The sequence below is a fragment of the Xanthomonas sp. JAI131 genome, from assembly GCF_013410075.1.
Taxonomy (GTDB): domain Bacteria; phylum Pseudomonadota; class Gammaproteobacteria; order Xanthomonadales; family Xanthomonadaceae; genus Xanthomonas_A; species Xanthomonas_A bonasiae.
Map to the genome: position 1 here is coordinate 195,063 of NZ_JACCCN010000004.1, position 22,130 is coordinate 217,192.

Below are 22,130 nucleotides of genomic sequence, written 5' to 3' on the forward strand. Positions count from 1 at the left end.
GCTTCTTGATGGCAGGAACAGCGGACATGCCCCGACTATAGGCCCGGCCCGCTCGCATTCCAAGTGCCGCGCCGCGGGCCTCAGCCCATGCCGCCATTGATGCCGATCACCTGCCCGTTGATGTAGCCGGCCGCGTCCGAGCACAGGAAGCCCACCAGCGCGGCCACCTCATCCGCCTTGCCGGGGCGGCCGGCCGGCACCAGTTGCTTGATCGCCTCCGGCGCGAACGCGTCGCCGGCCATCGCGCCTTCGATCACCCCGGGCGCGACCACGTTGACGCTGATCCCGCGGCTGGCCATCTCCCGCGCCAGCGACTTGCTGGCGCCGTGCAGCGCGGCCTTGGCCGCGGCGTAGTTGGTCTGCCCGCGATTGCCAAGCACCGCCGCCACCGACGACACGCTGACGATGCGCCCCCAGCGCGTGCGCGCCATCGGCAGCAGCAGCGGCTGGGTCACATTGAAGAAACCGTGCAGCGACACGTCGATGACCCGGTGCCATTGCGCCGCGCTCATCCCGGCCATCGGCGCGTCGTCGTGGATGCCGGCGTTGTTGACCACCACCTGGATCGGACCGGCCTCCAGCAGCACCGCCAGCGCCGCGGCGCTGGCATCGGCATCGGCCACGTCGAACGCCACCGCCTCGGCGCTGCCGCCGGCCGCGGCGATGTCCTGCACCATGGCAGCGGCGCGCGCCACGTTGCCGTTGGCGTGCACGATCACATGCAGCCCGTCCGTGGCCAGGCGCCGGCAGATCGCACCGCCAAGGTCGCCACTGCCGCCGGTGACCAGGGCGCGGCGTTTCGTCGAAGGATCGGTCATGCGCACATTCTCCGTGTTGCGTTGGCTGCGGGACCCTTCATCGTAGAACACGGCGATGTGCAGGGTCAGTGGCCGGCACCCGCCGGGCGCGCCTGCACGGTGCGGCGGATGCATCTTGAGGCGCCAGGATCGGGCGATCGATTATTTGCTGCCGAGCAGCGTCTGCATGTGGTGCGCGGCCTTCCTTACCCGTTCGAGCGCGACCTCGCTATCCACACGCAGGTCTTCCGGCACGGCGCAGTGCTCCATGCATGCGTTCTCGGCGATGGCCCCGCGCAAGTGCGCAATGACGCGGATCATCAGATGGTCCATCCGCCAGCAGATGGACGGTTCGATGCCGGCAAGCCGCTCCGCCGTCGCCGGATGGCTGGTCCCTCCGATCCAGAGGTCCGTCTCGAAGGCGAACTGGATCGCATCGTAACGGGAGTCGGCTTTTGCATAGCCGGGATCGCTGAAGAGGATCTTCCAGCGCGGAATCGCCGAAAACCGCAGGCTGCAGAAGATCGGCCGGAACAGGCGGCGCGACCTGTCCACCTGGGCGATGGATGCCGGGATCTGCGTATAGAAATCGGCGAACACCTCGACCAGATGACCGAGCGCAGGCGGTATGAGCTCGATGTAGCGCGCGATCACGAAGCCGGGCACATCGGCGGCATCGACGGCGGGGATATAGAAAAGATCGCCCGGTTTCGGTGCTCTCAGCGCCTTCATCGGGGGGCTTCCGCATGCATGATCGGTACCGGGCGCCGCTACGCCGCGCCCAGCATCACCGTGGCGCGCCCTTCGGCCAGCAGTTGCGCGCCATGCACGATGCGGAAGCCGTATTGCTGGCTGTCCTCGGCCTGCAGCAGCACTTCGGCCTCGCACTCGATCGCCTCCGGCAGCTCATGCAGATCGGCCACGTGCAGTTGCACGCCGCGCAGCGCGACCAGCATGCCCGGGCGCACCGGCTTGCCGCTGGCGCGGCCGAGCAGGCCGCCGTGCACCGCCATCGCCTGCGCGCCGTATTCGCACAGGTGCAGCGCGCGCAGGCGGCCGCCGCTGCGCAGCGGATGCGCGGCGGCGCGGTGCGCCTGGCTGCGCAGCACGATGCGCTGCGCGTCCCAGGCCACCACTTCTTCCCACAGGCACATCAGGCCCTGGTGCGGCACCAGCGCCGCGATCGCGTCGCGTCCGTGCGGAAGTTCGGTCATGCAGCGTCTCCTAATGCGCGGTGGCTGCGGGCGCGTCGCTGGCGGTCTCGCGCGAGATCAGCAGCGCCAGCACGAAGTTGAACAGCACGCCCAGCGCCACCGTGCTGCCGATCGCGCGCAGCACCGGGATGCTGGAGGCGGCCAGCAGCGCGAACACCAGCAGCGTCATCAGGCTGCACACGATCAGCGCGTGCAGCGTGCGCAACTGGTCGGCGCGGTCGTCGCCGGCGTGGTCGAAGAACAGCGCGTAGTCCAGGCCCAGGCCGGCGGCCAGGATCAGCGCGATCAGGTGGAACAGGTTCAGTTCGACGCCGCAGCCGCGCAGGATCGCCAGGATCAGCAGCGTGGTCAGCGCCATCGGCAGCAGCACGCGCACGATCCGGCGCGGCGTGCGCAGCGCGATCGCCACGGTCAGCGCCAGCAGCAGCGCGGCGATGCCGAGCGCGCCGAGCACGCGGCCGCGGTAGGCGGCGACCAGCGATTCGGAGGCCTCCTTCAGGTCCATCAGCTGCGCGCCACTGCCCTTTACCGCATCGGCCAGCAGTGCCGGGTCGCGCAGGCCGGTCAGCGATACCAGCGCGGTGGCGTGGTCGGCGCGGTCCAGCAACAAGCCATCGACCGTGGTTGCCAGCGGCGTGCCATGCAGGTCGCGCGCGGTCAGCGGCGGCGCGCTGCGGGCGCGCTCCAGATCGGCCAGGAACGGCGCGAAGGCGTCGGCACGGAACGGCGTGGCGGCCACCGCGGCGGCGGTCAGCGCGCGCGCCTGCGCCGCATCCGGCAACGCCGCCTGGCGCCGCTGCTGGGTCGCCGCGCTGGGCAGGTAGCGCGCGGCCATGTCGTAGCCGGCCAGCTCGCCGCGCGCGACCAGCGCATCCAGGCGCGGACGCAGTCGCTCGGAGGCGGCCAGCGCGGCGTCGGCGGAGGCGGCCGGCAGCGCCAGCACGTAGCGCACGTCCGGCGCGCCCAGTTCCTTGCGCAGATGCGCGTCGCGGGCCAGGCCGTCGGCCGGCACCGGGGTCAGCTTGGACAGGTCGTTCTGCCAGAACGGACCCGGCGCGAACGCGATCACCGCCGCGGCGACCAGCGCCAGCGGCAGCAGCGACCAGCGCGGCCGCGGCAGCCGCGCGATGCCGTGCCACAGCCGCGCCAGCGCCGGCGAATCGGCGTGGTCGCGCGGCGAGGGGTCGATCAGCGCCGGCAACAACAGGCGCGTGGTCAGCGCCGCCACCAGCAACCCGGCGATGGTGAACACCGCCAGCTGGCGCAGGCCGTCCACCCCGGAGAACAGGAAGGTGACGTAGGCGATGCAGGTGGAGACCACGCCGGTGGCCAGCGTCGGCCACAGGTGGCGCGCATTGGCGCGCGGATCCAGGCCCGGGCGCTGATGGCTGAACAGGTGGATCGGATAGTCCTGGACCACGCCGATCAGGGTGAAGCCGAACGCCACGGTGATGCCGTGCACGCCGTCGAACAGCAGCGCCACCGCACCCAGCCCGGCCAGGCCGGCGCTGGCCAGCGGCAGCACGCCGAGCACCGGGATCTTCCAACTGCGGTAGGCGACCAGCAGCAGCACGATCAGGCCCAGCGTATCCAGCATGCCGATCCACTGCGCCTCGTTCTGGGTGCGCCCGCCGATCTCCACCGAGAACGCGCCGGGGCCGGTCAGGGTCAGGCGGCTGGCGCTGCCGGCGCTGGCCTTGGCGAAGGCGGCATGGATCGCGTCCACCGCCTGCTGCTGCCCGGTCGGATCGAACCCGGCGGCGCGGGTCTGCGCGACCAGCAGCGCGTCCTTGCCGGCGCGGTCGAACCAGACCCCGTCGCGCTGCTGCGGGCCGCCAGCCGGCTGCAGGCTCTCGGCCAGGTGCAGCACTTCCAGGGTCGGATCGCGCGGCAGCAGCGGCTCGACCATCGCCGCGGCCGGCGAGCCCAGGTCCTGCAGCCGCGACTGCAGCGCGTCGGCCAGCGTCGCCGCATCCAGCGGCTGGGCGTCGAAGCTGTCGCTGAGCAGGTAGCGGTAGGCCAGCAGCCGCTCGGGAATCGCGTCCAGGCCGGCATCGGCGCCATTGGCGACCAACTCGAAGGTGTCGCGCTGCGCGGCCAGCTGCGCGCGCAGCGCCTGCGATTGCCGCGCCAGCGTCGGCGCATCGGCGCCGGACAGCGACATCAGCAGCAGCCGCGAGCCCGGGCCTTCGCCGAGTTCGTCGAGCAGCAATCTTTGCGCGGGGGTCTGGGCTTCGGGCATGAATTTGCGCAGATCGCCCGATACCTGCAGCACGTTGCCCAGCCATACGCCGGCAATGGTCAACAGCGCCAGCCACAGCAGCGCCAGCGAGATGCGCGCCTTCGAGCTCAATCCACGTTTCATCGCTGCGACCACGCAAGCGCCAGCACATTCTTACCCGGGGCCACGCGCAGCACGGCCCGCCCGCAGCGATCGCAAGCGGACATCAGCGCGCGTCGCCGTGGCACAGCGCGGTCAGCGCCTCGGTCTCGGCCAGGCTGGCCGCGTCGCGCGCGGCGCCGGCCAGCAATGTGCGCTGCACGTCGCCCTTGGCCGGGGTGGTCTCGATGCAGCGCAGCTCGGCGCCGCGGCCGTACAGGCGCAGGCTGCGCACCTGCGCGGCCAGTGCCGGGTCCTTGGGCTGCAGCTGCAGTTGCCAGCGTTCGCGGGTGCCGCTGCTGCTCAGCGTGTAGTGCTGCTGCAACTGCGCACGGTCGCCGGACAGCAGCGCGCCGAAGCCGTTCTGCAGGCCGGCCAGTTCCGGCACCCGCGCCAGCGAGAAACGCCGCGGCGCCTTGCCGGCCCGCTCCAGCGTCGCTTCGCCGCCGCGCAGGGTGGTGGTCTCGCGGTACGGCGCGGTGACCTCGCGCACCAGCGTGTCGGTGTCCGGGCGCCGGTACTGGCCCTGCACGCGCAACGGCGCCTTCAGCAGCGCCGAGCCGCGCAGTTCGACGAAATCGGTGCTGACCGGGACCGGCCGCGCCAGCTTCTGCAGGATCCAGCCGGGGTCGAGCGGCTCAGGCGACGCGGCGCACAGCGGTGCGGCGCTGCACAGCAGTATCAGCATCCACGGCAAGAGGCGGCGCATCGGCATGGCGGTTGTTCCAGAAATCGTAGAAGTTGAACCAGTTGTACGGCGCGGAGCGCGTGTAATGTTCCAGCCTGGCGGCGTAATCGCGGATGAGCGCGGCCAATGCCGGCGCACGCTGCCGGCGCGGCAGGTCCAGGCCTTCGCTGAAGGTCTCGAACACCAGCTGGTAGCGGTTGCCGCCGCGGTACAGGCCGAACGCCAGCACCACCGGCACCTTCAGCGCCGCGGCGATCAGCCACGGCGAGGTCGGGAACATCGCGCCCTGGCCGATGAACGCGGCCGGCAGCGCCGGGTCTTCCGGGCGCGGCCGATCGACCAGCAGCGCGACCAGCGCACCTTCGTCGGTGGCCTGCTTGATCGCCATGACGATCGAGGTGCTGTCCATGCCGGCATCGATGATGTTGGCCGCCAGCTGCGGGTTCAGCGCGCCCAGCAGTTCGGTCATCGCCGGGTTGTGGGCCTTGTCCAGCACTACCTTGACCTGTACGTCCGGGCGCTCGGTGGCCAGCACCCGCAGCGCGTCGAAGCTGCCCAGGTGCGAGCCGAAGATCAGCACGCCGCGGCCGCGGTCCATCTGCGCATGCAGTTGCTCCAGGCCCTGGATGTCGACCCGGAAGCGGTGCATCTGCCCGCACAGCATGAACACCCGGTCCAGGATGGTCGAGGCGAAGGTGTGGATGTGCCGGGCCACGTCCAGCAGCGTGGCCGGGCGAGCGAACACGCGGCCCAGGTAGTCGCGCGAGTCGCGCCGTTCCGGGCCGCGCACCAGCAGGAAATACAGGGTGATCGGATACAGCAGCAGGCGCCCGAGCGCGCGGCCGCCGTAGCGGGCGATGCTGCGGATCAGCCACAGCGCGAAGCGGCCGCCGCCCTCGGGGCGGTGTTTCCAGCTGGCGCTCACGGGGCCGCCTCGACGACCAGGTCGCCGCTGACCAGCAGGTCCTCGCCGCGGCGCACGCGGAAACGCCAGCGCGGCGCGACGCCGTCCAGTTCCACCCGCGCCGGCTGCCCGGGCAGCAGCGGCTGCAGGAACTTCACCTGCGGCAGGCGCAGCGGCCCGCACGCACCGTGCGCGGCCTCCACGGCCTGCAGCACGTGGTCCAGCACGACGACGCCGGGCACGACCGGGTGGCCCGGGAAATGCCCTGGCAGGCTGGGGTGATCATGCGGTACGACGAAATCCATAAGGCTGGCGACTCAGATCCTGGGTTCGAGCATGGCACGGACGGCCTGGTGTGCGCGCTGGGTCAGCTGTTGCCGGTCCAGCGGGCCATCGGCGCCGTTCACGTTGATCGGCGTGCCGATCCGCACCCGGATCACCCCGGGCCGCACCCGGAACAGGCTGGTCGACGGCAGCACCTTGCCCGCTCCGTCCAACGCCACCGGCACCACGTCCACGCCAGCATCGATAGCGGCCTGCAGCAGCCCGGCCTTGAATTCGGCCAGTTCGCCGCTGCGGCTGCGGGTGCCTTCGGGGAACAGGCACAGGTCCTGACCCTGGCGCAGCAAGGCCGCGGCCTGACGCCGGACCATGGCGCCGGCGCGGCGGCTGTCGCGGTCCAGGAACAGCATGCCGGTGGCGCGCGCATACCAGCTCACGAACGGCACCTGCAGCATTTCGTCCTTGAGCAGGAAGCGCAGCGGCACCGGCAACGCCGCGAACAGCGCGCAGATGTCGATGATCGACTGGTGGTTGCTGACGAACAGGTGGTTGCGCGACCAGTCCACCCGCTCCTGGCCTTCCACTTCGAAGCGCACGCCGGCGCCGAAGAACAGCACCGGCGCCCATACCCGCGCGCCCATGCGCAGCGGCAGCCGCGGCCCGGCCAGCAGCAACAGGCCCAGCGCCACGACGATGCCCAACCCGGTGAACGCCAGCGTGAACAGCAGTTGCAAGGTATTCCACACGGCCCAGGCCATGCGCGACGGCATCCCTGCCTGCGGCATCTTCAGTTTGTCCTTGATGATCTGCACAAGCCTCTGCATCCCCCGATGCGCGCGTCAGCGCAATAGATCGCGCCAAAAAACCGGCCCCAGCCGCGCCAGCTGGTGCAGGAAGTCAGGCAGATTACGGTAGGGACGCTGCGGAAACCAGCGCCCGCGCAGGAAGTACTCGCCGACGAAGAAGCCGCCGATCACGCCGTAGCCCAGCAGGTTGGCGATCAGCGAGGCGCGCGCATCGCTGATCGGCACCGGCGAGGCCAGCCCCAGCTGCGCCAACACCCCGCTCGGCACGGCGCACAGCGCCAGCAACAGGTTCAGCAAGGTCATGGCGGCCAGCAGCAGGGTCCAGGCCAGGGTCAGCCGGCGCGTGTAGCGCAGCTGCTCGGGCGCAAGCGGCAATCCGGCCTGGCGGTACAGCGCCTCGACGATGCGCGAGATCAGCGGGGTGCGCCCGCGCTGCAGGCTGCGCCCGAAGAACCAGGCCACCCAGGCGGTGAACAGCACCGGCGGCGCGGCCAGCAGCAGCAGCGCGTGCGGCGAGCGCCACAACGGCACCAGCGCGGCCAGCGCCAGCAGCGCCAGCGCCCAGGCCCACGGCCGCAGCCGCGCCATCGGCTCCACCAGCACCATCAGCACCAGCGCCGCGCCCGCCAGCACGGCCAGATCGGGACGGTGCGCGGCGTTGGCCCAGTGCGCCAGCGGCGAATACGCCAGCGCCAGCAGCACCCCCAGCGCCAGCGCCCACGGCGCGGCGGCGGCCGGGTCAGCTGGTCTTGTTGGCTTCGACATGCGCCGACAGTGCGCGCAGCGAGGCGAAGATGCGGCGGTTCTCGTCGTTGTCCGAGCGCAGCTGGAAGCCGTAGCGCTTGCTGATCGCCAGCGCCAGTTCCAGCGCGTCGATCGAGTCCAGTCCCAGCCCGGTATTGAACAGCGGCGCCTCCGGATCGATGTCGCCGGGCTGCACGTCTTCCAGGTTCAGGCTCTCGACCAGCAGCTCGGCCAGTTCACGTTCGGCGGCGGTTTGCGAAGACATCCAGGGGCTTCCAGGCGGTGAGGACAGGTGCGACAAGATGGTGCATCGCGCGCAGCGACGCAACTGTCCGACCCTGGCAGGCAAGCTATCATGGCATTCGTCTTACATGTCCACCGCAGGTTTTTCAGGATGAATTCCACCGCCCCTGTCGGCGCGTCCGCGCCGTCCCCCGCCGCCCCACAGGCGCCCGCGGCGGAAACGCCCGACGTGCTGGTGATCGGCGGCGGCCCCGCCGGATGCGCCGCGGCGACCCTGCTGGCGCAGCAGGGCTGGCAGGTGACCCTGCTGGAAAAGGACCGCCATCCGCGCTTCCACATCGGCGAATCGCTGCTGCCGATGAACATCCCGATCCTGCAGCGGCTGGGCGTGCTCGAGCAGGTGCGTGCGATCGGCGTGCTCAAGCTCGGCGCCGATTTCCCCAACGACAGCGGCGGCTACAACACCTTCCGCTTCGCCAAGGCGCTGGATGCGCAGTCCGACTACGCGTTCCAGGTGCCGCGCGCCGACTTCGACCGGGTCCTGTTCGCTCACGCCCGCGCCGCCGGCGCCGACCTGCGCGAGGAGACCAAGGTCGAGACGGTGCAGCTGGACGGGGAGCAACCGCTGGTACAGGCGCGCAGCGCCGACGGCGTGCACACCTTCCGCCCGCGCTACCTGATCGACGCCAGCGGCCGCGACACCTTCCTCGGCAACAAGCTCAAGCTCAAGCGCGCCAACGCCCGGCACCAGTCGGCGGCATTGTTCAGCCATTTCCGCGGGGTGGCGCGGCGCCCCGGCGAGGACGCCGGCAACATCAGCATCTACCGCCACCCGCATGGCTGGATGTGGCTGATCCCGCTGCCCGACGACGTGATGAGCGTCGGCGCGGTGTGCTACCCGGAATACATGAAGACCCGCCAGGGCGACAGCGAGGCGTTCCTGATGCGCACCCTGGCGCTGAACCCCGACGTGGTCGAACGCATGGCCGGCGCGCAGCGTGTGGCGCCGGTGCACGCCACCGGCAACTACGCCTACGAGTGCACGCGCATGAGCGGGCCGCGCTGGCTGATGCTCGGCGACGCCTATGCCTTCGTCGATCCGATGTTCTCCTCCGGCGTGTACCTGGCCATGCACAGCGCCGAGCGCGGCGCGGCCATGGTCGATGCGGCGCTGCGCGATCCGGCGCGCGAGGCGCGGCTGCAGCGCGGCCTGGAGAAGCACCTGCGGCGCGGCCTGAGCGAGTTCAAATGGTTCATCTACCGCTTCACGTCGCCGACCATGCGCGAGCTGTTCGCGCAGCCGCGCAACGTGCTGCAGGTGGAACAGGCGGTGGTGGCGATGCTGGCCGGCGACGTGTTCGACAACCGCGCGGTGCTGCGCCGGCTGCGCGTGTTCCGCGCGATCTACGCCATGTCCGCGGCCGCGATGTTGCCGCGCGCCTGGCACTCCTGGCGCCAGCGGCGGCGCCAGGCACGCGAACACTTCCAGGGCGACACCTTGCACGGAGACAGATCATGAGCCGGCCGCACCCGCAGTTCCCGCACCACGAGCAGCGGCATCCGCAGCTGCAGGTGGACTATGTCGCCGAGACCGATCCGGGCGAGCTGCTGCGCGACGACCGGGTGCTGGCGGTGTTCGGCTTCGGCAACGACGCCCCGCACCACGCCGATCCGCGCTACCTGCGCGTGCCGCTGCAGCCGCACGGCCCGCGCATGCTCGAGGTCTGGCGCACCGACGCGCCGGTCAGCAGCGGCCGCGACGGCGACATCGCCTGGGCCAGCGACGGGCGCCTGCAGTTCGGCGTGATCGAGATCGACGAGCAGGCGCTGGAGATCGAAGAGGCCTCGACCCTGGCCTATGCGCAGATCACCGCCTTCGTCGCCGGCAGCGCCACGCCACGCCTGCTGCGGATCTGGAACTACCTCGACGCGATCACCCTGGGCAGCGGCGACCGCGAGCGCTACCGCCAGTTCTGCGTCGGCCGCGCGCGCGGCCTGGGCGACTTCGACGCCAGCCAGCTGCCGGCGGCCACCGCGGTCGGCCGTTGCGACGACGCGCGGGTGATCCAGATCTACTGGCTGGCCGCCGCGCAGGCCGGCACGCCGCTGGAGAACCCGCGTCAGGTCAGCGCCTACCGCTACCCGCGCCAGTACGGGCCGCAATCGCCGAGCTTCGCCCGCGCGATGCTGCCGCCGGCCGGCAGCGACATGCCGCTGCTGCTGTCCGGCACCGCCAGCGTGGTCGGCCATGCATCGATGCACACCGGCCAGCTGCTGGCGCAACTGGAGGAAACCTTCGCCAACTTCGACGCGCTGCTGGCCGCCGCGCGCACCCACAGCCCCGACCTGCCGGCGCAGTTCGGCGACGGCACCCGGCTCAAGGTCTACGTCCGCGAAGCCGCCGACCTGCCGCTGGTCGCGGCCGCGCTCGATGCCCGCTTCGGCGACCGCGTGCCGCGCCTGCTGCTGCACGCGGTGATCTGCCGCAACGAACTGGCGGTGGAGATCGATGGCGTGCATGGGTGAGCGTGCGCGCGGCTCAGCGCGCCAGCTCGCCATCGCCGCGACGGCTGGTGCGGTTCGTTCGACCAGGCGTCGAGCAATGCAGGACGTTCGGTCGCCACTGCCACTGCGGTTCGCCACCTGCAGATGCGCGCGCCTCAATCCCAAGTAACGTCGCCAGCTGCTCGGCGGCGTCCGCCCCAGATCCTCGCACTGGCATGCCATGTCCGACATTCGCCGCAAGATCGTGATCGTGTCCGGCGCCCCTGGCGCAGGAAAAACCACCTTGGCGATGCCGCTCGCCAAACGGCTCGGCTTTCCGCTGTTCTGCAAGGATGTCATCAAGGAAACGCTGACCGACAGCCTCGGCGACAGCGGCGGCGATCTCGCGGCATCGCGCCGGCTTGGCGGCGCGGCGATGGAACTGCTCTGGTCGCTGGCACGCCACGCGCCGCACGCGGTGCTGGAAGCCAACTTCCGGCCCCGCAGCGCATACGAACGCGACAAACTGGCCAGCCTGGACGCAGTCATCGTCGAGGTTCACTGCGACTGCGGCCCCGACGAAACCGCCCGGCGTTTTCGGGATCGCGCCGCGGCCAGCGCACATCACGCCGCGCATCCGTTGAAAGAACTGCCGCCGGACATGCTTGCGGAGTACGCCGGACCGGTTGGACTAGGGACGGTGGTGGCGGTGAATACGCGCGTGCCGGTGGACCTGGAGCGCCTCGTGGCAAAGGTATTGAGCGCTTTATCCTGAAGAGCGGCGACTGGTCCATTCGGCGTTGAGGCCAGGCCGAGTGCCAAAGGCAGCGACGACCGCCAGGGCGTGCGGGATGCGCACCGTATCCGCTTAGCCGATCAGGACCCGCAACGGATTTCCCGGCCGATGCAGCGCCATGCTGCGCAGATGCGGCTGTCACCGGAAGCGCTACGGCATCCGGAGCCAATCGACCCTCACCCCTCGCGCTCGCCCGCCAACAACGCCAGCAACCGATCGCGCGGCAACTTGCCGGTCTCGTTGCGCGGCAGGGCGTCGAGCTTGCGCAGGCGGCGCGGCAGGAACACCGGGTCCAGCTCGCGGCGCAATGCGGCCAGGATCGCGGCTTCGTCCAGGCTCGGCGCGACCACCACGGCCGCGATGCGGCCGACGCGCTGACCGGGTTCCGGCTCCAGTTGCAGCATCGCGCCGTCGACCACGCCCGGCACGGCCAGCAGGCGCCGGGTCAGGTCGGCCAGCGAGGCGCGCTTGCCGGCGATCTCCAGCAGGTCGGCCTGGCGGCCGCGCACCTGGAAGCGGCCGTCGGCGTCCACGTCCATCAGGTCGGCCAGCAGCACCGGCTGCGGCAGGTGCGGCGCGTGCACCAGGGTGCCGTCCGGTTGCGGCGCCACGCGCACGCCGGGCAGCGGCGTCCACTGCGCCTCGCAGGCGGTGCGGCGGCTGGCGAACACGCAGGTTTCGGTGGAGCCGAACATCTCGCGCACCTGCCCGCCGAAGCGCGCCTCGGCGGCCGCGGCCAGTTCCTGCGCCAGCGGCGCGGTGGCCGAGACGATGCCGGCCAGCGGCGGCAGGGCGACGCCGGATTCGACCAGCGCACGCAGGTGCACCGGCGTGGTCACCAGCAGCCGCGGCGCCGGCACCTGCGCCAGCGCGCGCGCCACGTCCTCGGGGAAGAACGGCCGCCCGGCATGCACCGCCAGCGGCGTCACCAGCGGCAGCAGGATCGACAGCTCCATGCCGTACATGTGCTGCGGCGGCACCGTCGCCACCACCTGCGGTACCGCGTCCGCCTCCCACAATCCGACCAGCGCCAGCAGATCCTGGCGGGTGCTGGTCAGGAAGTTGCCCCAGGTCTTGGGGTTGGGTTTCGGCGTACCGGTGCTGCCGGACGTGAAGCCGATCGCGACCAGCGCATCGGCCGCCAGTTGCGGCATGTCGCCGTCCAGGCTCGGCAACGGATCGGGCAGCTGCCAGTAGCGCGGCGGCGACTCGGCCAGCGCCAGGTCGCCCAGGCAATAGCTGTCGGCATGGCTGCGCTGCACCTCGGCGACTACTGCCGGCGCGCGCGAGGACGGCAGCAGCGAGGTCTGCCCGCGCAGCGCCACCGCGCAGAACGCGACCATGAACCGGTAGCGGTCCTCGCACAGGTTCAGCGCATGCCGGCCCGGCGGCAGCACCGCCGCCAGGCCGCGCACATGGCCGAGGAACGTGGCCAGATCGATGTGCTGGCCGCCGGCGTAGGCCAGCGGACGGTGCAGGTCGCCGACGGCAAGCGGATGCAGGAGCGGCGGGGAAACGGCGGACGAAGCGACAGGCATGCGTGGCGAAGGCTCGGCGGGCGACAGGCCCGCAACGGGCAGCGCGAATCGGTAGCTTGGCGGCCACCGCCGTCGCTGGCAAGCCGGGCGCACTGCCCACGCGATGGCGGCACGCCGCACGCGCGCCGCGATTCCACCGAAGAACTCAGTGGTGGTAGCCGCTGTCGGCCGTGATCTTGCCGCGGAACACCCGGTACGACCATGCGGTATAGCCCAGGATCACCGGCAGCAGCACCACCAGCCCGGCCAGCACGAAGCCCTGCGAGGACGGCGGCGACGCCGCTTCCCAGATGGTCAGCCCCGGCGGCACGATGTTCGGCCAGATGCCCAGCACCAGCCCGAAGAAACCGAGCACGAAGAAGCACAGGGTCAGCACGAACGGGCGCGCGTCGCGGCCCTGCGCCATCGCCGCGCGCCACAGCGCGAACGCGTTGACCAGCACCAGCAGCGGCACCGGCGACAGCCACCAGAAATTGCCGCCGTGGAACCAGCGCGCCATGATCCGCGAGTCCAGGAACGGCAGCCAGGCGCTGACCAGGCCCATGAACACCACCACCACCAGCACCAGCGGCCGGGTCAGCGAACGCGCGATGCGCTGCATCGGCCCTTCGGTCTTCAGGATCAGCCAGCTGCCGCCGAGCAGCGCATAGCCGAACACCACCGCCGCGCCGGTCAGCATCGAGAACGGGCTGAACCAGCCCAGCACGCCGCCGAGGTACTTGCCGCCCTGCAGCGGCATGCCCTCGACCAGCGCGCCGAGGATCACGCCCTGCCAGAACGCCGCGCACAGCGAGCCCAGCGCGAACGCCCAGCCCCACAGGTACTTGGAGCGATGCGCCTTGAAGCGGAACTCGAACGCCACGCCGCGGAACACCAGCGCGATCAGCATCAGCAGCACCGGCAGGTACAGCGCCGACAGGATCAGCGCATAGGCCTTGGGGAACGCCGCCAGCAGGCCGGCGCCGCCGAGCACCAGCCAGGTCTCGTTGCCGTCCCAGATCGGCGCGGCGGTGTTCATCATCAGGTCGAGCTGATCCTCGTCCTCGGCGAACGGGGCGAGGATGCCCAGGCCGAGCACGAAGCCGTCCAGCAGCACGTACATCAGCACGCCGAACCCGATCACCCCGAACCAGATCACCGGCAGCACGGTGGCCATGTCCATCAGCGCGTCTCCTCGAGATCGTCGCCGGCCGCCGAGATCGGCCGCGCCGGCGTCCTGTCGCCATCGTGCAGCTGCGGCTCGGGCTCGTGCGGCATCGGCCCCTTGCGCAGCATCTTCAGGATGTACCAGCCGCCGAAGCCGAACACGAAGGCGTAGGCGGCCACGTACACGCCCAGCGACACCCACACCATCGCCGGGCTGATCGCGCTGACCGCATCGCGGGTGCGCAACAGCCCGTAGATCACGTACGGCTGGCGCCCGATCTCGGTGACGAACCAGCCGGCCAGCAAGGCCACGAACCCGGCCGGCAGCATCGCGTTCCAGGCCACGTGCAGCCAGCGCCGCCGCAGCAGCGTGCCGCGCCACCAGAACCACAGCGACACGAAGGCCAGCAGCAGCATCGCCATGCCCAGGCCGACCATGATCCGGAACGCGTAGAACACCGGCTTCACCGGCGGCCGTTCGTCGGCGGGCACCGAGGTCAGCGGCGCGATCTCGCCGTCCAGGGTATGGGTCAGGATCAGGCTGCCCACGCGCGGGATCTTGACCTCGTAGTCGTTGCGCTCGGCCTGTTCGTTGGGCACCGCGAACAGCACCAGCGGCACGCCGGCGCCGGGCGCCTCGCCATGCCAGTGCGCCTCCATCGCCGCCACCTTGATCGGCTGGTGCTCGAGCGTGTTCAGGCCATGCGCGTCGCCGGCGGCGATCTGCAGCGGCACCGCGATCGCAGCGAACGCCACCGCCAGCTTCAGCATCCGTCCCGCCACCTGCACGTGCACGCCACGGCGCAGGTACCAGCCGCTGACCCCGCCGATCACGAAGCAGGTGGTGATGAACGCGGCCAGCACCATGTGCGCCAGCCGGTACGGGAACGACGGATTGAAGATCACCTCGCGCCAGCTGGCAGGCTGGAACACGCCATCGACGATGGCGTAGCCGGCCGGCGTGTGCAGCCAGCTGTTGGCCGACAGGATCCAGAAGGTGGAGATCAGCGTGCCCAGCGCGACCAGGCAGGTGGACAGGAAGTGCAGCTTCTCCGGCACCTTGCGCCAGCCGAACAGCATCACCCCGAGGAACGAGGCCTCCAGGAAGAACGCGGTCAGCACTTCGTAGCTGAGCAGCGGGCCGAGGATGTTGCCGGCGCGCTCGCTGAGCACCGACCAGTTGGTGCCGAACTGGAAGCTCATCACGATGCCGCTGACCACGCCCATGCCGAACGACACCGCGAAGATCTTCAGCCAGAAGAAATACAGGTCGCGCCACAGCGTGTCGCGGGTGCGCAGCCAGCGCCACTCCAGGAACGCCAGCCAGCTCGACAGGCCGATGGTGAAGGCCGGGAACAACACGTGGAAACTGATGACGAATCCGAACTGGATACGCGAGAGCAGCACTGCGTCCATGGACGTCGCTCGTGAAACCGTAACTGGCCGCCATTGTTGGCCCAGCCGGGCGAAATTGCGTGTGACGTCTTGTCGCAGGGCCGGGATTGGGGATTGGGGATTGGCAAAAGCGAAAGGCCTCTGCGAATCCCCAATGCCGAATCCCCAATCCCGGCCGCCCCATGACCAACGGCGCAGTCGCCGCGCCATCGCGGCTGCTACCCTCCCCGCTTGCCCGTTCGTCCGGAATCCAGATGCGTCGCGTAACCCTGTGCGTTGTGTTGCTGTCCCTGTCCTGCCTGGCGCCGCTGGCCGCCGCGCAGGAAACCGCCGCTCCGTTGACGATCGAGCAGGCGATGGCCGATCCGGACTGGATCGGGCCGCCGGTCGAGGCCGCCTGGTGGGCCTGGGACGGGCGCCAGGTGCAGTACCAGCTCAAGCGCGCCGGCAGCCCGGTGCGCGACACCTACCGCCAGGGCGTCGATGGCGCCGCTGCGCAGCGCGTCGAGGACAGCCAGCGCAGCACCCTGGATGCGGCCGATCCGGTCTACGACGCGCGTCGCCAGCGCATGCTGTTCGTGCGCAACGGCGACGTGTTCCTGCGCGACTTGCGCAGCGGCGCGCTGACCCAGCTGACCCGCAGCAACGACGCCGCGGCGCGCCCGCAGTTCACCACCGACGGCGGCGCGCTGTGGCGGGTCGGCAACGACTGGTACCGCTGGAGCGCCGGCGGCGGCACGCTGCAGGCGGCGGTGCTCAAGGCCGAGCGCGATCCCGACGCCGCGCCCAAGCCCGATGCGCTGCGCGAGCAGCAGCTGCGCACCCTGGAGACCCTGGCCCGCGATCGCGCGCAGCGCGAGCTGGCGCGGCAGCAGGAACAGGCCTGGCGCCGCGCCGACGGCAGCCGCGCGCCGGCGCCGGTGTACCTGGGCGAAGACGTGGCCATCGACGACAGCGCGCTGTCGCCGGACGGCCGCCACCTGCTGGTGGTGACCCACGCCAAGGGCGGCGACGAAGGCCGCGACGGCAAGATGCCCAAGTACGTGACCGAATCGGGCTACGAGGAATTCCAGGAAACCCGCACCCGCGTCGGCCGCAACCCGCCGCTGGCGCAGACGCTGTGGCTGGTCGACGTGAGCGCCGGCAGCGCGCGCAAGCTCGACGTCGCCGCCCTGCCCGGCATCGACGCCGATCCGCTGGCGGCGCTGCGCAAGGCGGCCAAGCAGGAGCCGCTGAAGGGCCCGCGCGCGATCCGCGTGGAGACCGACGGCGATGGCGCCGGTCCGGCGATCCACTGGAGCGACGACGGCCGCAATGTCGCGGTGATGCTGCGCGCAGTGGACAACAAGGACCGCTGGATCGCCAGCGTCGACCTGGACAAGGCCACCCTGCTCAACCGCCACCGTCTCACCGACGCGGCCTGGATCGGCTGGAGCTTCAACGACTTCGGCTGGCTGGCGGACAACCAGACGCTGTGGCTGCTGTCCGAGCAATCCGGCTATGCGCACCTGTACACCCAGCGCGGCAACGACAAGCCGCGGCAACGCACCTCGGGCAAATGGGAAGTCTCCGCGCCGATCGCCACTGCCGACGGCCAGGGCTTCCTGTTCCTGTGCAACCGCAAGTGGCCGGGCGACTACGAGGTGTGCAAGCTCGACCTGCGCGACGACCGCGTCAGCGAACTGACCGCGCTCGACGGCGTGGAAGACTTCGCGCTGTCGCCGGACGGCCAGCAGCTGCTGGTGCGCTACTCGGGCAGCTACCTGCCACCGCAGCTGGCGGTCGTGCCGGTGGCCGGCGGCAACGCGCGCACCCTCACCGACACCCGCAGCGCCGCGTTCAAGGCGCGCGACTGGATCCAGCCGCAATACGTGCAGGTGCCGTCCAAGCACGGCGCCGGCGTGGTCTGGGGCAAGTACTACGGCCCGCAGCATCCCGAGCCCGGCAAGCGCTACCCGATCGTGATGTTCGTGCACGGCGCCGGCTACCTGCAGAACGTGTCGGCGCGCTACACCCCGTACTTCCGCGAGCAGATGTTCCACAACCTGCTGGTGCAGAAGGGCTACGTGGTGCTCGACCTGGACTACCGCGCCAGCGCCGGCTACGGCCGCGACTGGCGCACCGCGATCTACCGCAACATGGGCCATCCGGAGCTGGAGGACTACCTGGACGGCCTGGACTGGCTGGTCGCCGACAAGCAGGGCGATCGCGACCGCGCCGGCATCTATGGCGGTTCCTATGGCGGCTTCATGACCTACATGGCGCTGTTCCGCAGCCCCGGCACGTTCAAGGCCGGCGCCGCGCTGCGCCCGGTCGGCGACTGGACCCAGTACAACCACGAGTACACCGCCAACATCCTCAACACCCCGGAGCTGGACCCGGAGGCCTACCGCGCCTCCTCGCCGATCGAATACGCCGCCGGCCTGCGCGACCACCTGCTGATCGCCCACGGCATGGTCGACGACAACGTGTTCTTCCGCGATTCGGTGAGCATGAGCCAGAAGCTGATCGAGCTGCACAAGGACAACTGGGAGATCGCCCCGTACCCGCTGGAAAAGCACGGCTTCACCCGCGCCGATTCGTGGCTGGACGAGTACAAGCGGGTGCTGAAGCTGTTCGAGCAGCAGGTGAAATAGGTCTGCCTTTCGGCAAGCGGTCGCGGCTGAAGCCGCTCCTACAGGACTGCCTGCGGAACGCAGGGGCTGTTGTGGGAGCGACTTCAGTCGCGACGAGCGAAGCGCCGGCTTGCCGCTGACCGGCGGGCGAGGGGGCACAGCTCGCTTGCGCCGGCAGCCACCCGCCCTATCCTTGCCGGACGCTTCGCGGCCCCCTCGTGCCGCCACCCCATCGAAGGACCGCCGATGCCACCCCCGCCCCTGCCCTCCGCACGCAACCCGATGATCGACACGATGGCGAAGATCTCGCTGGTGGTCGGCGTGGTCTGGCTGCTGTACGCGCTGTGCCAGGTGGCGGTGCTGGCGCTGCTGCCCGATGGCGCGCTGCAAGGGCTGTTCGCGCGCGTCGGCATCACGCCGCCGGCGCTGTGGCAATGGTGCCTGGACCACATGCTCGCGCTGTCGCTGCTGTCGGCATTGCTGGCGCTGCTGTTCAGCGCCTCCGCGTGGGGGCTGCAGCAACGGCGCGAATGGGCACGGCTGAGCTTCGTCGCCTTCCTGGTCGTCACCGGACTGGCCAACTTCGCCAGCCTGCCGCTGATGTGGCACTTCTTCGGCGCGATGCACCAGATGCTGCCCAAGGCGCTGCTGCACAGCGCTGACGGCGCGCAGTTGCTCGCTCAGCTGCAGTCCGGACGCATGATCAGCATGGCCACCGCCGCGGTGACCTCCCTGGTCTTCGCCGCGCTGCATGGCTGGATCGTCTACCAGTTGTACCGGCCGGCGATCCGCGCCGAATTCCGCAGCTGATCCCACCCGCCGGCATCGCCGGCTTCGAAAAGGATTTCCGATGACATCGCATTGCCCCAGCCGCCGCTTCCTGGCCGGCGCCACCCTGCTCGCGCTGGCCTGGTTCGGGATCGCCGCCTGCGCCGCCGCCGCGCCCGCCGCCCCCGTCTGCGGCCTGTACGTGGACGGCGCGCAGAACGCGCTGTACCTGGAAAGCGCAGACAGCGCGCGGCTGGAACCCGAGCAGGACACGCCGCGGCGCTTCCATCTGCAGCGCGAGGGCAACGCCTTGCAGCTGTTCGATCTGGCCAGCGGCCGCAGCGAGCGCTACACGCTCTCGGCCGACGCCGCGCAAGTCCGTGCGGCGGACGGCACCGTCTATCGGCGCGGCAGCAGCGCGCCCTGCGCCGCCTCCGTCCCGGCGGCGACAGCGGCGATCGCGCAATGCCGCGCGGACCTGCCGGCCTGCGCGCAGCGGCTGGCGTCAGGCGACCAAGCGCAAGCCGCGGCGCTGTGCGGGCCGCAGTTGCCGTTCGCCTGCCGTGCGCTGCTCGATCCCGCAGCGACGGCGACCACCGCCCCCGACCAGGCCGGGGCTGCCGTGCAGCCCGAAGCCGTGTGCCAGCGCAGCGCCTCCCCGCAGATCTGCACTGCGGCGGCGGAACGGCAGTGGGACGACGGCCAGTTCCTGCGCGCCAAGGCACTGCTTGAACAGGCCTGCGCCCTGTCCGATCCGGTGGCCTGCGGCCGCACCACGGCACTGGAAGACGTGGACGCGGCGCTGCTGCAGTCGCCGCCGGCCACACGGCTGCCATGCGGCCGTTTCATCGCCCCCATCGGCGACGCAATCAGCCTGCAGTTCGGCGCCGATGGCAGCGTGCGCGACGGCAACGGCAACGTGATGGAAGCGCGTCTGGAGGACGGGCAGGTCGCGCTGCGCCAGCAGGATGGACAGCCATGGCGGCTGCGTCCGCTCGGCGCGAAGCGGCTGCTCGGCCTGGATCGCGCGCACCGCTTCGTGGTGTTCTTCGGCGACGAGGCCGACCACTGCGGGGCCACGGCGCCCTAGGGCGTGTCCTCCCTCCCCGGGCGACCCGCGCCGCCGCCGCGCATGCGTGTCCACGTCGGCGCCGACACGGCAGCGCGCACGCGCGGGCGTAGTCCTGCGGGCTGGGGCTGCGACCTGCTCTGAAATGGATGACACCCCCAGGCACACGACACAGGCGGCCCGGAAAGGCCCCCGGGCGCCCAGCCAGCCGCGGCGCACGCCCCGACGCTCGAACGCAGCGCACGGCAATGCGGTCATCCGATCGCGTTAACAGCCCCCGGCGATCGGCACGCAATAATGTGCGGCACGCCGCTGCCTGTCGCCCAGCTACAGGTGGCTGCCCCTCCCCCGCCCGACTGCCTACCGCCACCATGACCGAGTTCGACCGAGTACGCGACTACCTGACCGGCCTGCAGGACCGCATCTGCGCCGCCATCGAGGCCGCCGACGGCCGCGCCCGCTTCGCCGAGGACCTGTGGCAGCGTGCGGAGGGCGGTGGCGGGCGCACCCGCATCCTGCGCGACGGCGCGCTGTTCGAGCAGGCCGGGATCGGCTTCTCCGACGTGTCCGGCACGCGCCTGCCGCCCTCGGCCAGCGCCAACCGTCCGGAACTGGCCGGCGCTTCGTGGCGCGCCACCGGCGTGTCGCTGGTGTTCCACCCGCACAGCCCCTACCTGCCCACCACCCACGCCAACGTGCGCTTCTTCCGCGCCGAGCGCGACGGCGAAACCGTGGCCTGGTGGTTCGGCGGCGGCTTCGACCTGACCCCTTATTACCCGTTCGACGAAGACGTGCGCCACTGGCACCGCACCGCGCAGGCGCTGTGCGCGCCGTTCGGCGAAGACCGCTATGCCGCGCACAAGCGCTGGTGCGACGAATACTTCTTCCTCAAGCACCGCAACGAGACCCGCGGCGTGGGCGGGCTGTTCTTCGACGACCTGCACGCCGACTTCGAGCGCGACTTCGCCTACCAGCGCGCGGTCGGCGACGGGTTCCTGGACGCCTACCTGCCGATCGTCGAGCGCCGCCGCGCGCTGCCGTGGGGCGAGCGCGAGCGCGAGTTCCAGCTGTACCGGCGCGGGCGCTACGTCGAGTTCAACCTGGTCTACGACCGCGGCACCCTGTTCGGCCTGCAGAGCGGCGGCCGCAGCGAGAGCATCCTGATGAGCCTGCCGCCGCGGGTGCGCTGGGAATACGGGTTCCAGCCCGAGCCGGACAGCGCCGAGGCGCGCCTGGCCGACTACCTGGTGCCGCGCGACTGGCTGGCATGAGCGCACCGCGCCGCGCGCCGCTGCCGTCGAGCGTGCTGGGGCGCGAGGAGAAGGCGCGCATCGCCGAGCAGCTGCAGCGCTACCTGCGCGAGGAGCTGCAGCAGCAGATCGGCGGCTTCGAGGCCGAATTCCTGCTCGATTTCGTCGCCGAGCGCATCGGCGCGCATTTCTACAATCGCGGCCTGCAGGATGCGCGCACGCAGCTCGCCGCCCAGCTGGACGCGCTGGACGACGCGCTCTACCAGCTGGAGCAACCGACCGAGCCACGCCGCTAGGTGGGGCGCCGCTTCCTGTAGGAGCGGCTTCAGCCGCGACCGGGCGTTACCGGTGAAGCCCGGTCGCGGCTGAAGCCGCTCCTACAGGGACAGCGGGCAGGCGCCCCGGCGCTGCCGGAAGCCCCGCTCAACTGTCCTTGGCGGTCAGGATGGTGATGTGGCCATTGGTCTCCAGCAGCGCCAGGCGCACGTTGTCCAGGCCCGGGCAGCCCTGCTGGCGCATCGCCGCCTCGAAGTCGGCGTTGCTGACCAGTTCGCGGCGCAGCACCTGGCGGAACACATGACCGTCGCGCGCCAGCACCACCGGCTCGCCTTCGATCAGGCGCTCGGCGCGATCGCTGCGCGAGGTGATCAGGCCGACCCCGAAGTTCAACGCGATCAGCGTCGCCGCCAGCAACAGGCCGCCGCCGAGCGAGGTGTCCTGGCCCAGCAGGGCGTTCTGCACCGCATTGCCGAGCAGCACGATCAGCAGCATGTCGAACGGTGTCAATTGCCCCATCGCGCGCTTGCCCGACACCCGCACCATGGTCAGCACCGCCACATACACCACCACCGCGCGGAAAATGAATTCCCACCACGGCATCGACAGATGAAAAAGATCGGGCATCGCGCGGCTCGCAGGTTGGTGGTTGCGCCCCGGCGTGTGCCGGCGGCGATGGCGCTGAACTGGATTTTTTCGCAGGCAATAAAAAAGCCCCGCGGACCAGGGGGAGGT

22 protein-coding genes are annotated in these 22,130 nt (G+C 70.7%); 8 read left to right on the top strand and 14 right to left on the bottom strand.

All coding sequences use genetic code 11. The features are described from left to right. Positions 1-80: 80 nt before the first annotated feature. From fabG to xanC, 10 genes are all read right to left on the bottom strand, one after another. Positions 81-818 carry a 3-oxoacyl-ACP reductase FabG gene (gene fabG / locus HDC36_RS17465; RefSeq protein ID WP_179569832.1) on the bottom strand — a complete coding sequence of 246 codons (738 nt, stop codon included), beginning with the start codon at positions 816-818 and terminating at the stop codon, positions 81-83. 141 nt (positions 819-959) lie between these two features. Further along, the gene (locus HDC36_RS17470; protein WP_179569834.1) at positions 960-1,529 is read right to left on the bottom strand and encodes a hypothetical protein; all 570 of its coding nucleotides are present in this window, start codon (positions 1,527-1,529) and stop codon (positions 960-962) included. 38 nt (positions 1,530-1,567) lie between these two features. Further along, the gene (locus tag HDC36_RS17475; RefSeq protein WP_179569836.1) at positions 1,568-2,011 is read right to left on the bottom strand and encodes a phosphotransferase; all 444 of its coding nucleotides are present in this window, start codon (positions 2,009-2,011) and stop codon (positions 1,568-1,570) included. A gap of 10 nt (positions 2,012-2,021) precedes the next feature. Further along, positions 2,022-4,376: an MMPL family transporter gene (locus HDC36_RS17480; RefSeq protein WP_179569838.1), complete on the bottom strand. Its 2,355-nt coding sequence runs from the start codon at positions 4,374-4,376 to the stop codon at positions 2,022-2,024. A gap of 82 nt (positions 4,377-4,458) precedes the next feature. Continuing rightward, positions 4,459-5,106 (bottom strand): LolA-related protein, encoded by a 648-nt coding sequence (locus HDC36_RS17485; RefSeq protein WP_304951835.1) that lies wholly within the window; start codon positions 5,104-5,106, stop codon positions 4,459-4,461. Next, the gene (locus HDC36_RS17490) at positions 5,030-6,004 is read right to left on the bottom strand and encodes an acyltransferase (RefSeq protein ID WP_179569842.1); all 975 of its coding nucleotides are present in this window, start codon (positions 6,002-6,004) and stop codon (positions 5,030-5,032) included. Before HDC36_RS17490 ends, HDC36_RS17485 begins: the two co-directional genes overlap by 77 nt. Next, a complete protein-coding gene (locus HDC36_RS17495) occupies positions 6,001-6,288 on the bottom strand; it encodes a hypothetical protein (protein WP_179569844.1) in 288 nt (95 codons plus the stop codon). The genes HDC36_RS17490 and HDC36_RS17495 overlap by 4 nt, the downstream gene beginning before the upstream one ends. Positions 6,289-6,300: 12 nt before the next feature. Beyond that, entirely contained in the window at positions 6,301-7,050 is a 750-nt protein-coding gene (locus HDC36_RS17500; RefSeq protein WP_179570538.1) for a lysophospholipid acyltransferase family protein, read from the bottom strand. Positions 7,051-7,104: 54 nt separating this feature from the next. Beyond that, on the bottom strand, positions 7,105-7,836 hold the full coding sequence (locus HDC36_RS17505; RefSeq protein WP_179569845.1) for a ketosynthase: 732 nt from the start codon (positions 7,834-7,836) through the stop codon (positions 7,105-7,107). Then, a complete protein-coding gene (gene xanC, locus HDC36_RS17510; protein WP_003470209.1) occupies positions 7,811-8,080 on the bottom strand; it encodes a xanthomonadin biosynthesis acyl carrier protein XanC in 270 nt (89 codons plus the stop codon). The genes HDC36_RS17505 and xanC overlap by 26 nt, the downstream gene beginning before the upstream one ends. Positions 8,081-8,209: 129 nt before the next feature. On the opposite strand from xanC, the gene HDC36_RS17515 reads away from it, so the two are divergent. From HDC36_RS17515 to HDC36_RS17525, 3 genes are all read left to right on the top strand, one after another. Continuing rightward, on the top strand, positions 8,210-9,577 hold the full coding sequence (locus HDC36_RS17515; protein ID WP_179569847.1) for an NAD(P)/FAD-dependent oxidoreductase: 1,368 nt from the start codon (positions 8,210-8,212) through the stop codon (positions 9,575-9,577). Continuing rightward, positions 9,574-10,584 carry a pteridine-dependent deoxygenase gene (locus tag HDC36_RS17520; protein WP_179569849.1) on the top strand — a complete coding sequence of 337 codons (1,011 nt, stop codon included), beginning with the start codon at positions 9,574-9,576 and terminating at the stop codon, positions 10,582-10,584. The genes HDC36_RS17515 and HDC36_RS17520 overlap by 4 nt, the downstream gene beginning before the upstream one ends. A 199-nt stretch (positions 10,585-10,783) precedes the next feature. Continuing rightward, entirely contained in the window at positions 10,784-11,317 is a 534-nt protein-coding gene (locus HDC36_RS17525) for an AAA family ATPase (RefSeq protein ID WP_179569851.1), read from the top strand. A 197-nt stretch (positions 11,318-11,514) separates the two neighbouring features. On the opposite strand, the gene HDC36_RS17530 is transcribed toward HDC36_RS17525, so the two are convergent. The 3 genes from HDC36_RS17530 to HDC36_RS17540 form a co-directional block, all read right to left on the bottom strand. Continuing rightward, complete coding sequence (locus tag HDC36_RS17530) at positions 11,515-12,876, bottom strand: AMP-binding protein (RefSeq protein WP_179569853.1); 1,362 nt, start codon at positions 12,874-12,876, stop codon at positions 11,515-11,517. Positions 12,877-13,021: 145 nt separating this feature from the next. Then, positions 13,022-14,038 carry a cytochrome d ubiquinol oxidase subunit II gene (gene cydB, locus HDC36_RS17535; protein ID WP_179569855.1) on the bottom strand — a complete coding sequence of 339 codons (1,017 nt, stop codon included), beginning with the start codon at positions 14,036-14,038 and terminating at the stop codon, positions 13,022-13,024. Further along, on the bottom strand, positions 14,038-15,438 hold the full coding sequence (locus HDC36_RS17540) for a cytochrome ubiquinol oxidase subunit I (protein ID WP_179569857.1): 1,401 nt from the start codon (positions 15,436-15,438) through the stop codon (positions 14,038-14,040). Before HDC36_RS17540 ends, cydB begins: the two co-directional genes overlap by 1 nt. Positions 15,439-15,671: 233 nt before the next feature. Between HDC36_RS17540 and HDC36_RS17545 the strand changes: the two genes are divergently transcribed. The 5 genes from HDC36_RS17545 to HDC36_RS17565 all read left to right on the top strand — a co-directional run bounded on the left by HDC36_RS17545 (position 15,672) and on the right by HDC36_RS17565 (position 21,415). Beyond that, positions 15,672-18,053, top strand: a complete 2,382-nt coding sequence (locus HDC36_RS17545; protein WP_179569859.1) for a S9 family peptidase — start codon at positions 15,672-15,674, stop codon at positions 18,051-18,053. A 225-nt stretch (positions 18,054-18,278) separates the two neighbouring features. Next, positions 18,279-18,842: a hypothetical protein gene (locus HDC36_RS17550; protein ID WP_179569860.1), complete on the top strand. Its 564-nt coding sequence runs from the start codon at positions 18,279-18,281 to the stop codon at positions 18,840-18,842. 40 nt (positions 18,843-18,882) lie between these two features. Continuing rightward, positions 18,883-19,890, top strand: a complete 1,008-nt coding sequence (locus HDC36_RS17555) for a hypothetical protein (RefSeq protein ID WP_179569862.1) — start codon at positions 18,883-18,885, stop codon at positions 19,888-19,890. A 350-nt stretch (positions 19,891-20,240) separates the two neighbouring features. Then, entirely contained in the window at positions 20,241-21,140 is a 900-nt protein-coding gene (hemF, locus tag HDC36_RS17560) for an oxygen-dependent coproporphyrinogen oxidase (RefSeq protein ID WP_179569864.1), read from the top strand. Then, positions 21,137-21,415, top strand: a complete 279-nt coding sequence (locus tag HDC36_RS17565) for a DUF2164 domain-containing protein (protein WP_179569866.1) — start codon at positions 21,137-21,139, stop codon at positions 21,413-21,415. Before hemF ends, HDC36_RS17565 begins: the two co-directional genes overlap by 4 nt. Positions 21,416-21,542: 127 nt before the next feature. Here HDC36_RS17565 and HDC36_RS17570 read toward each other — a convergent pair whose 3' ends face one another. Next, entirely contained in the window at positions 21,543-22,022 is a 480-nt protein-coding gene (locus HDC36_RS17570; RefSeq protein WP_179569868.1) for a YetF domain-containing protein, read from the bottom strand. Positions 22,023-22,130 lie beyond the last annotated feature (108 nt).

Excerpts from the sequence above, each read along its gene's own strand:
- fabG (WP_179569832.1), bottom strand. The coding sequence starts at position 818 with ATGACCGATCCTTCGACGAAACGCCGCGCCCTGGTCACCGGCGGCAGT.
- HDC36_RS17470 (WP_179569834.1), bottom strand. The coding sequence starts at position 1,529 with ATGAAGGCGCTGAGAGCACCGAAACCGGGCGATCTTTTCTATATCCCC.
- HDC36_RS17475 (WP_179569836.1), bottom strand. The coding sequence starts at position 2,011 with ATGACCGAACTTCCGCACGGACGCGACGCGATCGCGGCGCTGGTGCCG.
- HDC36_RS17480 (WP_179569838.1), bottom strand. The coding sequence starts at position 4,376 with ATGAAACGTGGATTGAGCTCGAAGGCGCGCATCTCGCTGGCGCTGCTG.
- HDC36_RS17485 (WP_304951835.1), bottom strand. The coding sequence starts at position 5,106 with ATGCCGATGCGCCGCCTCTTGCCGTGGATGCTGATACTGCTGTGCAGC.
- HDC36_RS17495 (WP_179569844.1), bottom strand. The coding sequence starts at position 6,288 with ATGGATTTCGTCGTACCGCATGATCACCCCAGCCTGCCAGGGCATTTC.
- HDC36_RS17500 (WP_179570538.1), bottom strand. The coding sequence starts at position 7,050 with ATGCCGCAGGCAGGGATGCCGTCGCGCATGGCCTGGGCCGTGTGGAAT.
- HDC36_RS17505 (WP_179569845.1), bottom strand. The coding sequence starts at position 7,836 with ATGTCGAAGCCAACAAGACCAGCTGACCCGGCCGCCGCCGCGCCGTGG.
- xanC (WP_003470209.1), bottom strand. The coding sequence starts at position 8,080 with ATGTCTTCGCAAACCGCCGCCGAACGTGAACTGGCCGAGCTGCTGGTC.
- HDC36_RS17515 (WP_179569847.1), top strand. The coding sequence starts at position 8,210 with ATGAATTCCACCGCCCCTGTCGGCGCGTCCGCGCCGTCCCCCGCCGCC.
- HDC36_RS17520 (WP_179569849.1), top strand. The coding sequence starts at position 9,574 with ATGAGCCGGCCGCACCCGCAGTTCCCGCACCACGAGCAGCGGCATCCG.
- HDC36_RS17525 (WP_179569851.1), top strand. The coding sequence starts at position 10,784 with ATGTCCGACATTCGCCGCAAGATCGTGATCGTGTCCGGCGCCCCTGGC.
- HDC36_RS17530 (WP_179569853.1), bottom strand. The coding sequence starts at position 12,876 with ATGCCTGTCGCTTCGTCCGCCGTTTCCCCGCCGCTCCTGCATCCGCTT.
- cydB (WP_179569855.1), bottom strand. The coding sequence starts at position 14,038 with ATGGACATGGCCACCGTGCTGCCGGTGATCTGGTTCGGGGTGATCGGG.
- HDC36_RS17540 (WP_179569857.1), bottom strand. The coding sequence starts at position 15,438 with ATGGACGCAGTGCTGCTCTCGCGTATCCAGTTCGGATTCGTCATCAGT.
- HDC36_RS17545 (WP_179569859.1), top strand. The coding sequence starts at position 15,672 with ATGCGTCGCGTAACCCTGTGCGTTGTGTTGCTGTCCCTGTCCTGCCTG.
- HDC36_RS17550 (WP_179569860.1), top strand. The coding sequence starts at position 18,279 with ATGCCACCCCCGCCCCTGCCCTCCGCACGCAACCCGATGATCGACACG.
- HDC36_RS17555 (WP_179569862.1), top strand. The coding sequence starts at position 18,883 with ATGACATCGCATTGCCCCAGCCGCCGCTTCCTGGCCGGCGCCACCCTG.
- hemF (WP_179569864.1), top strand. The coding sequence starts at position 20,241 with ATGACCGAGTTCGACCGAGTACGCGACTACCTGACCGGCCTGCAGGAC.
- HDC36_RS17565 (WP_179569866.1), top strand. The coding sequence starts at position 21,137 with ATGAGCGCACCGCGCCGCGCGCCGCTGCCGTCGAGCGTGCTGGGGCGC.
- HDC36_RS17570 (WP_179569868.1), bottom strand. The coding sequence starts at position 22,022 with ATGCCCGATCTTTTTCATCTGTCGATGCCGTGGTGGGAATTCATTTTC.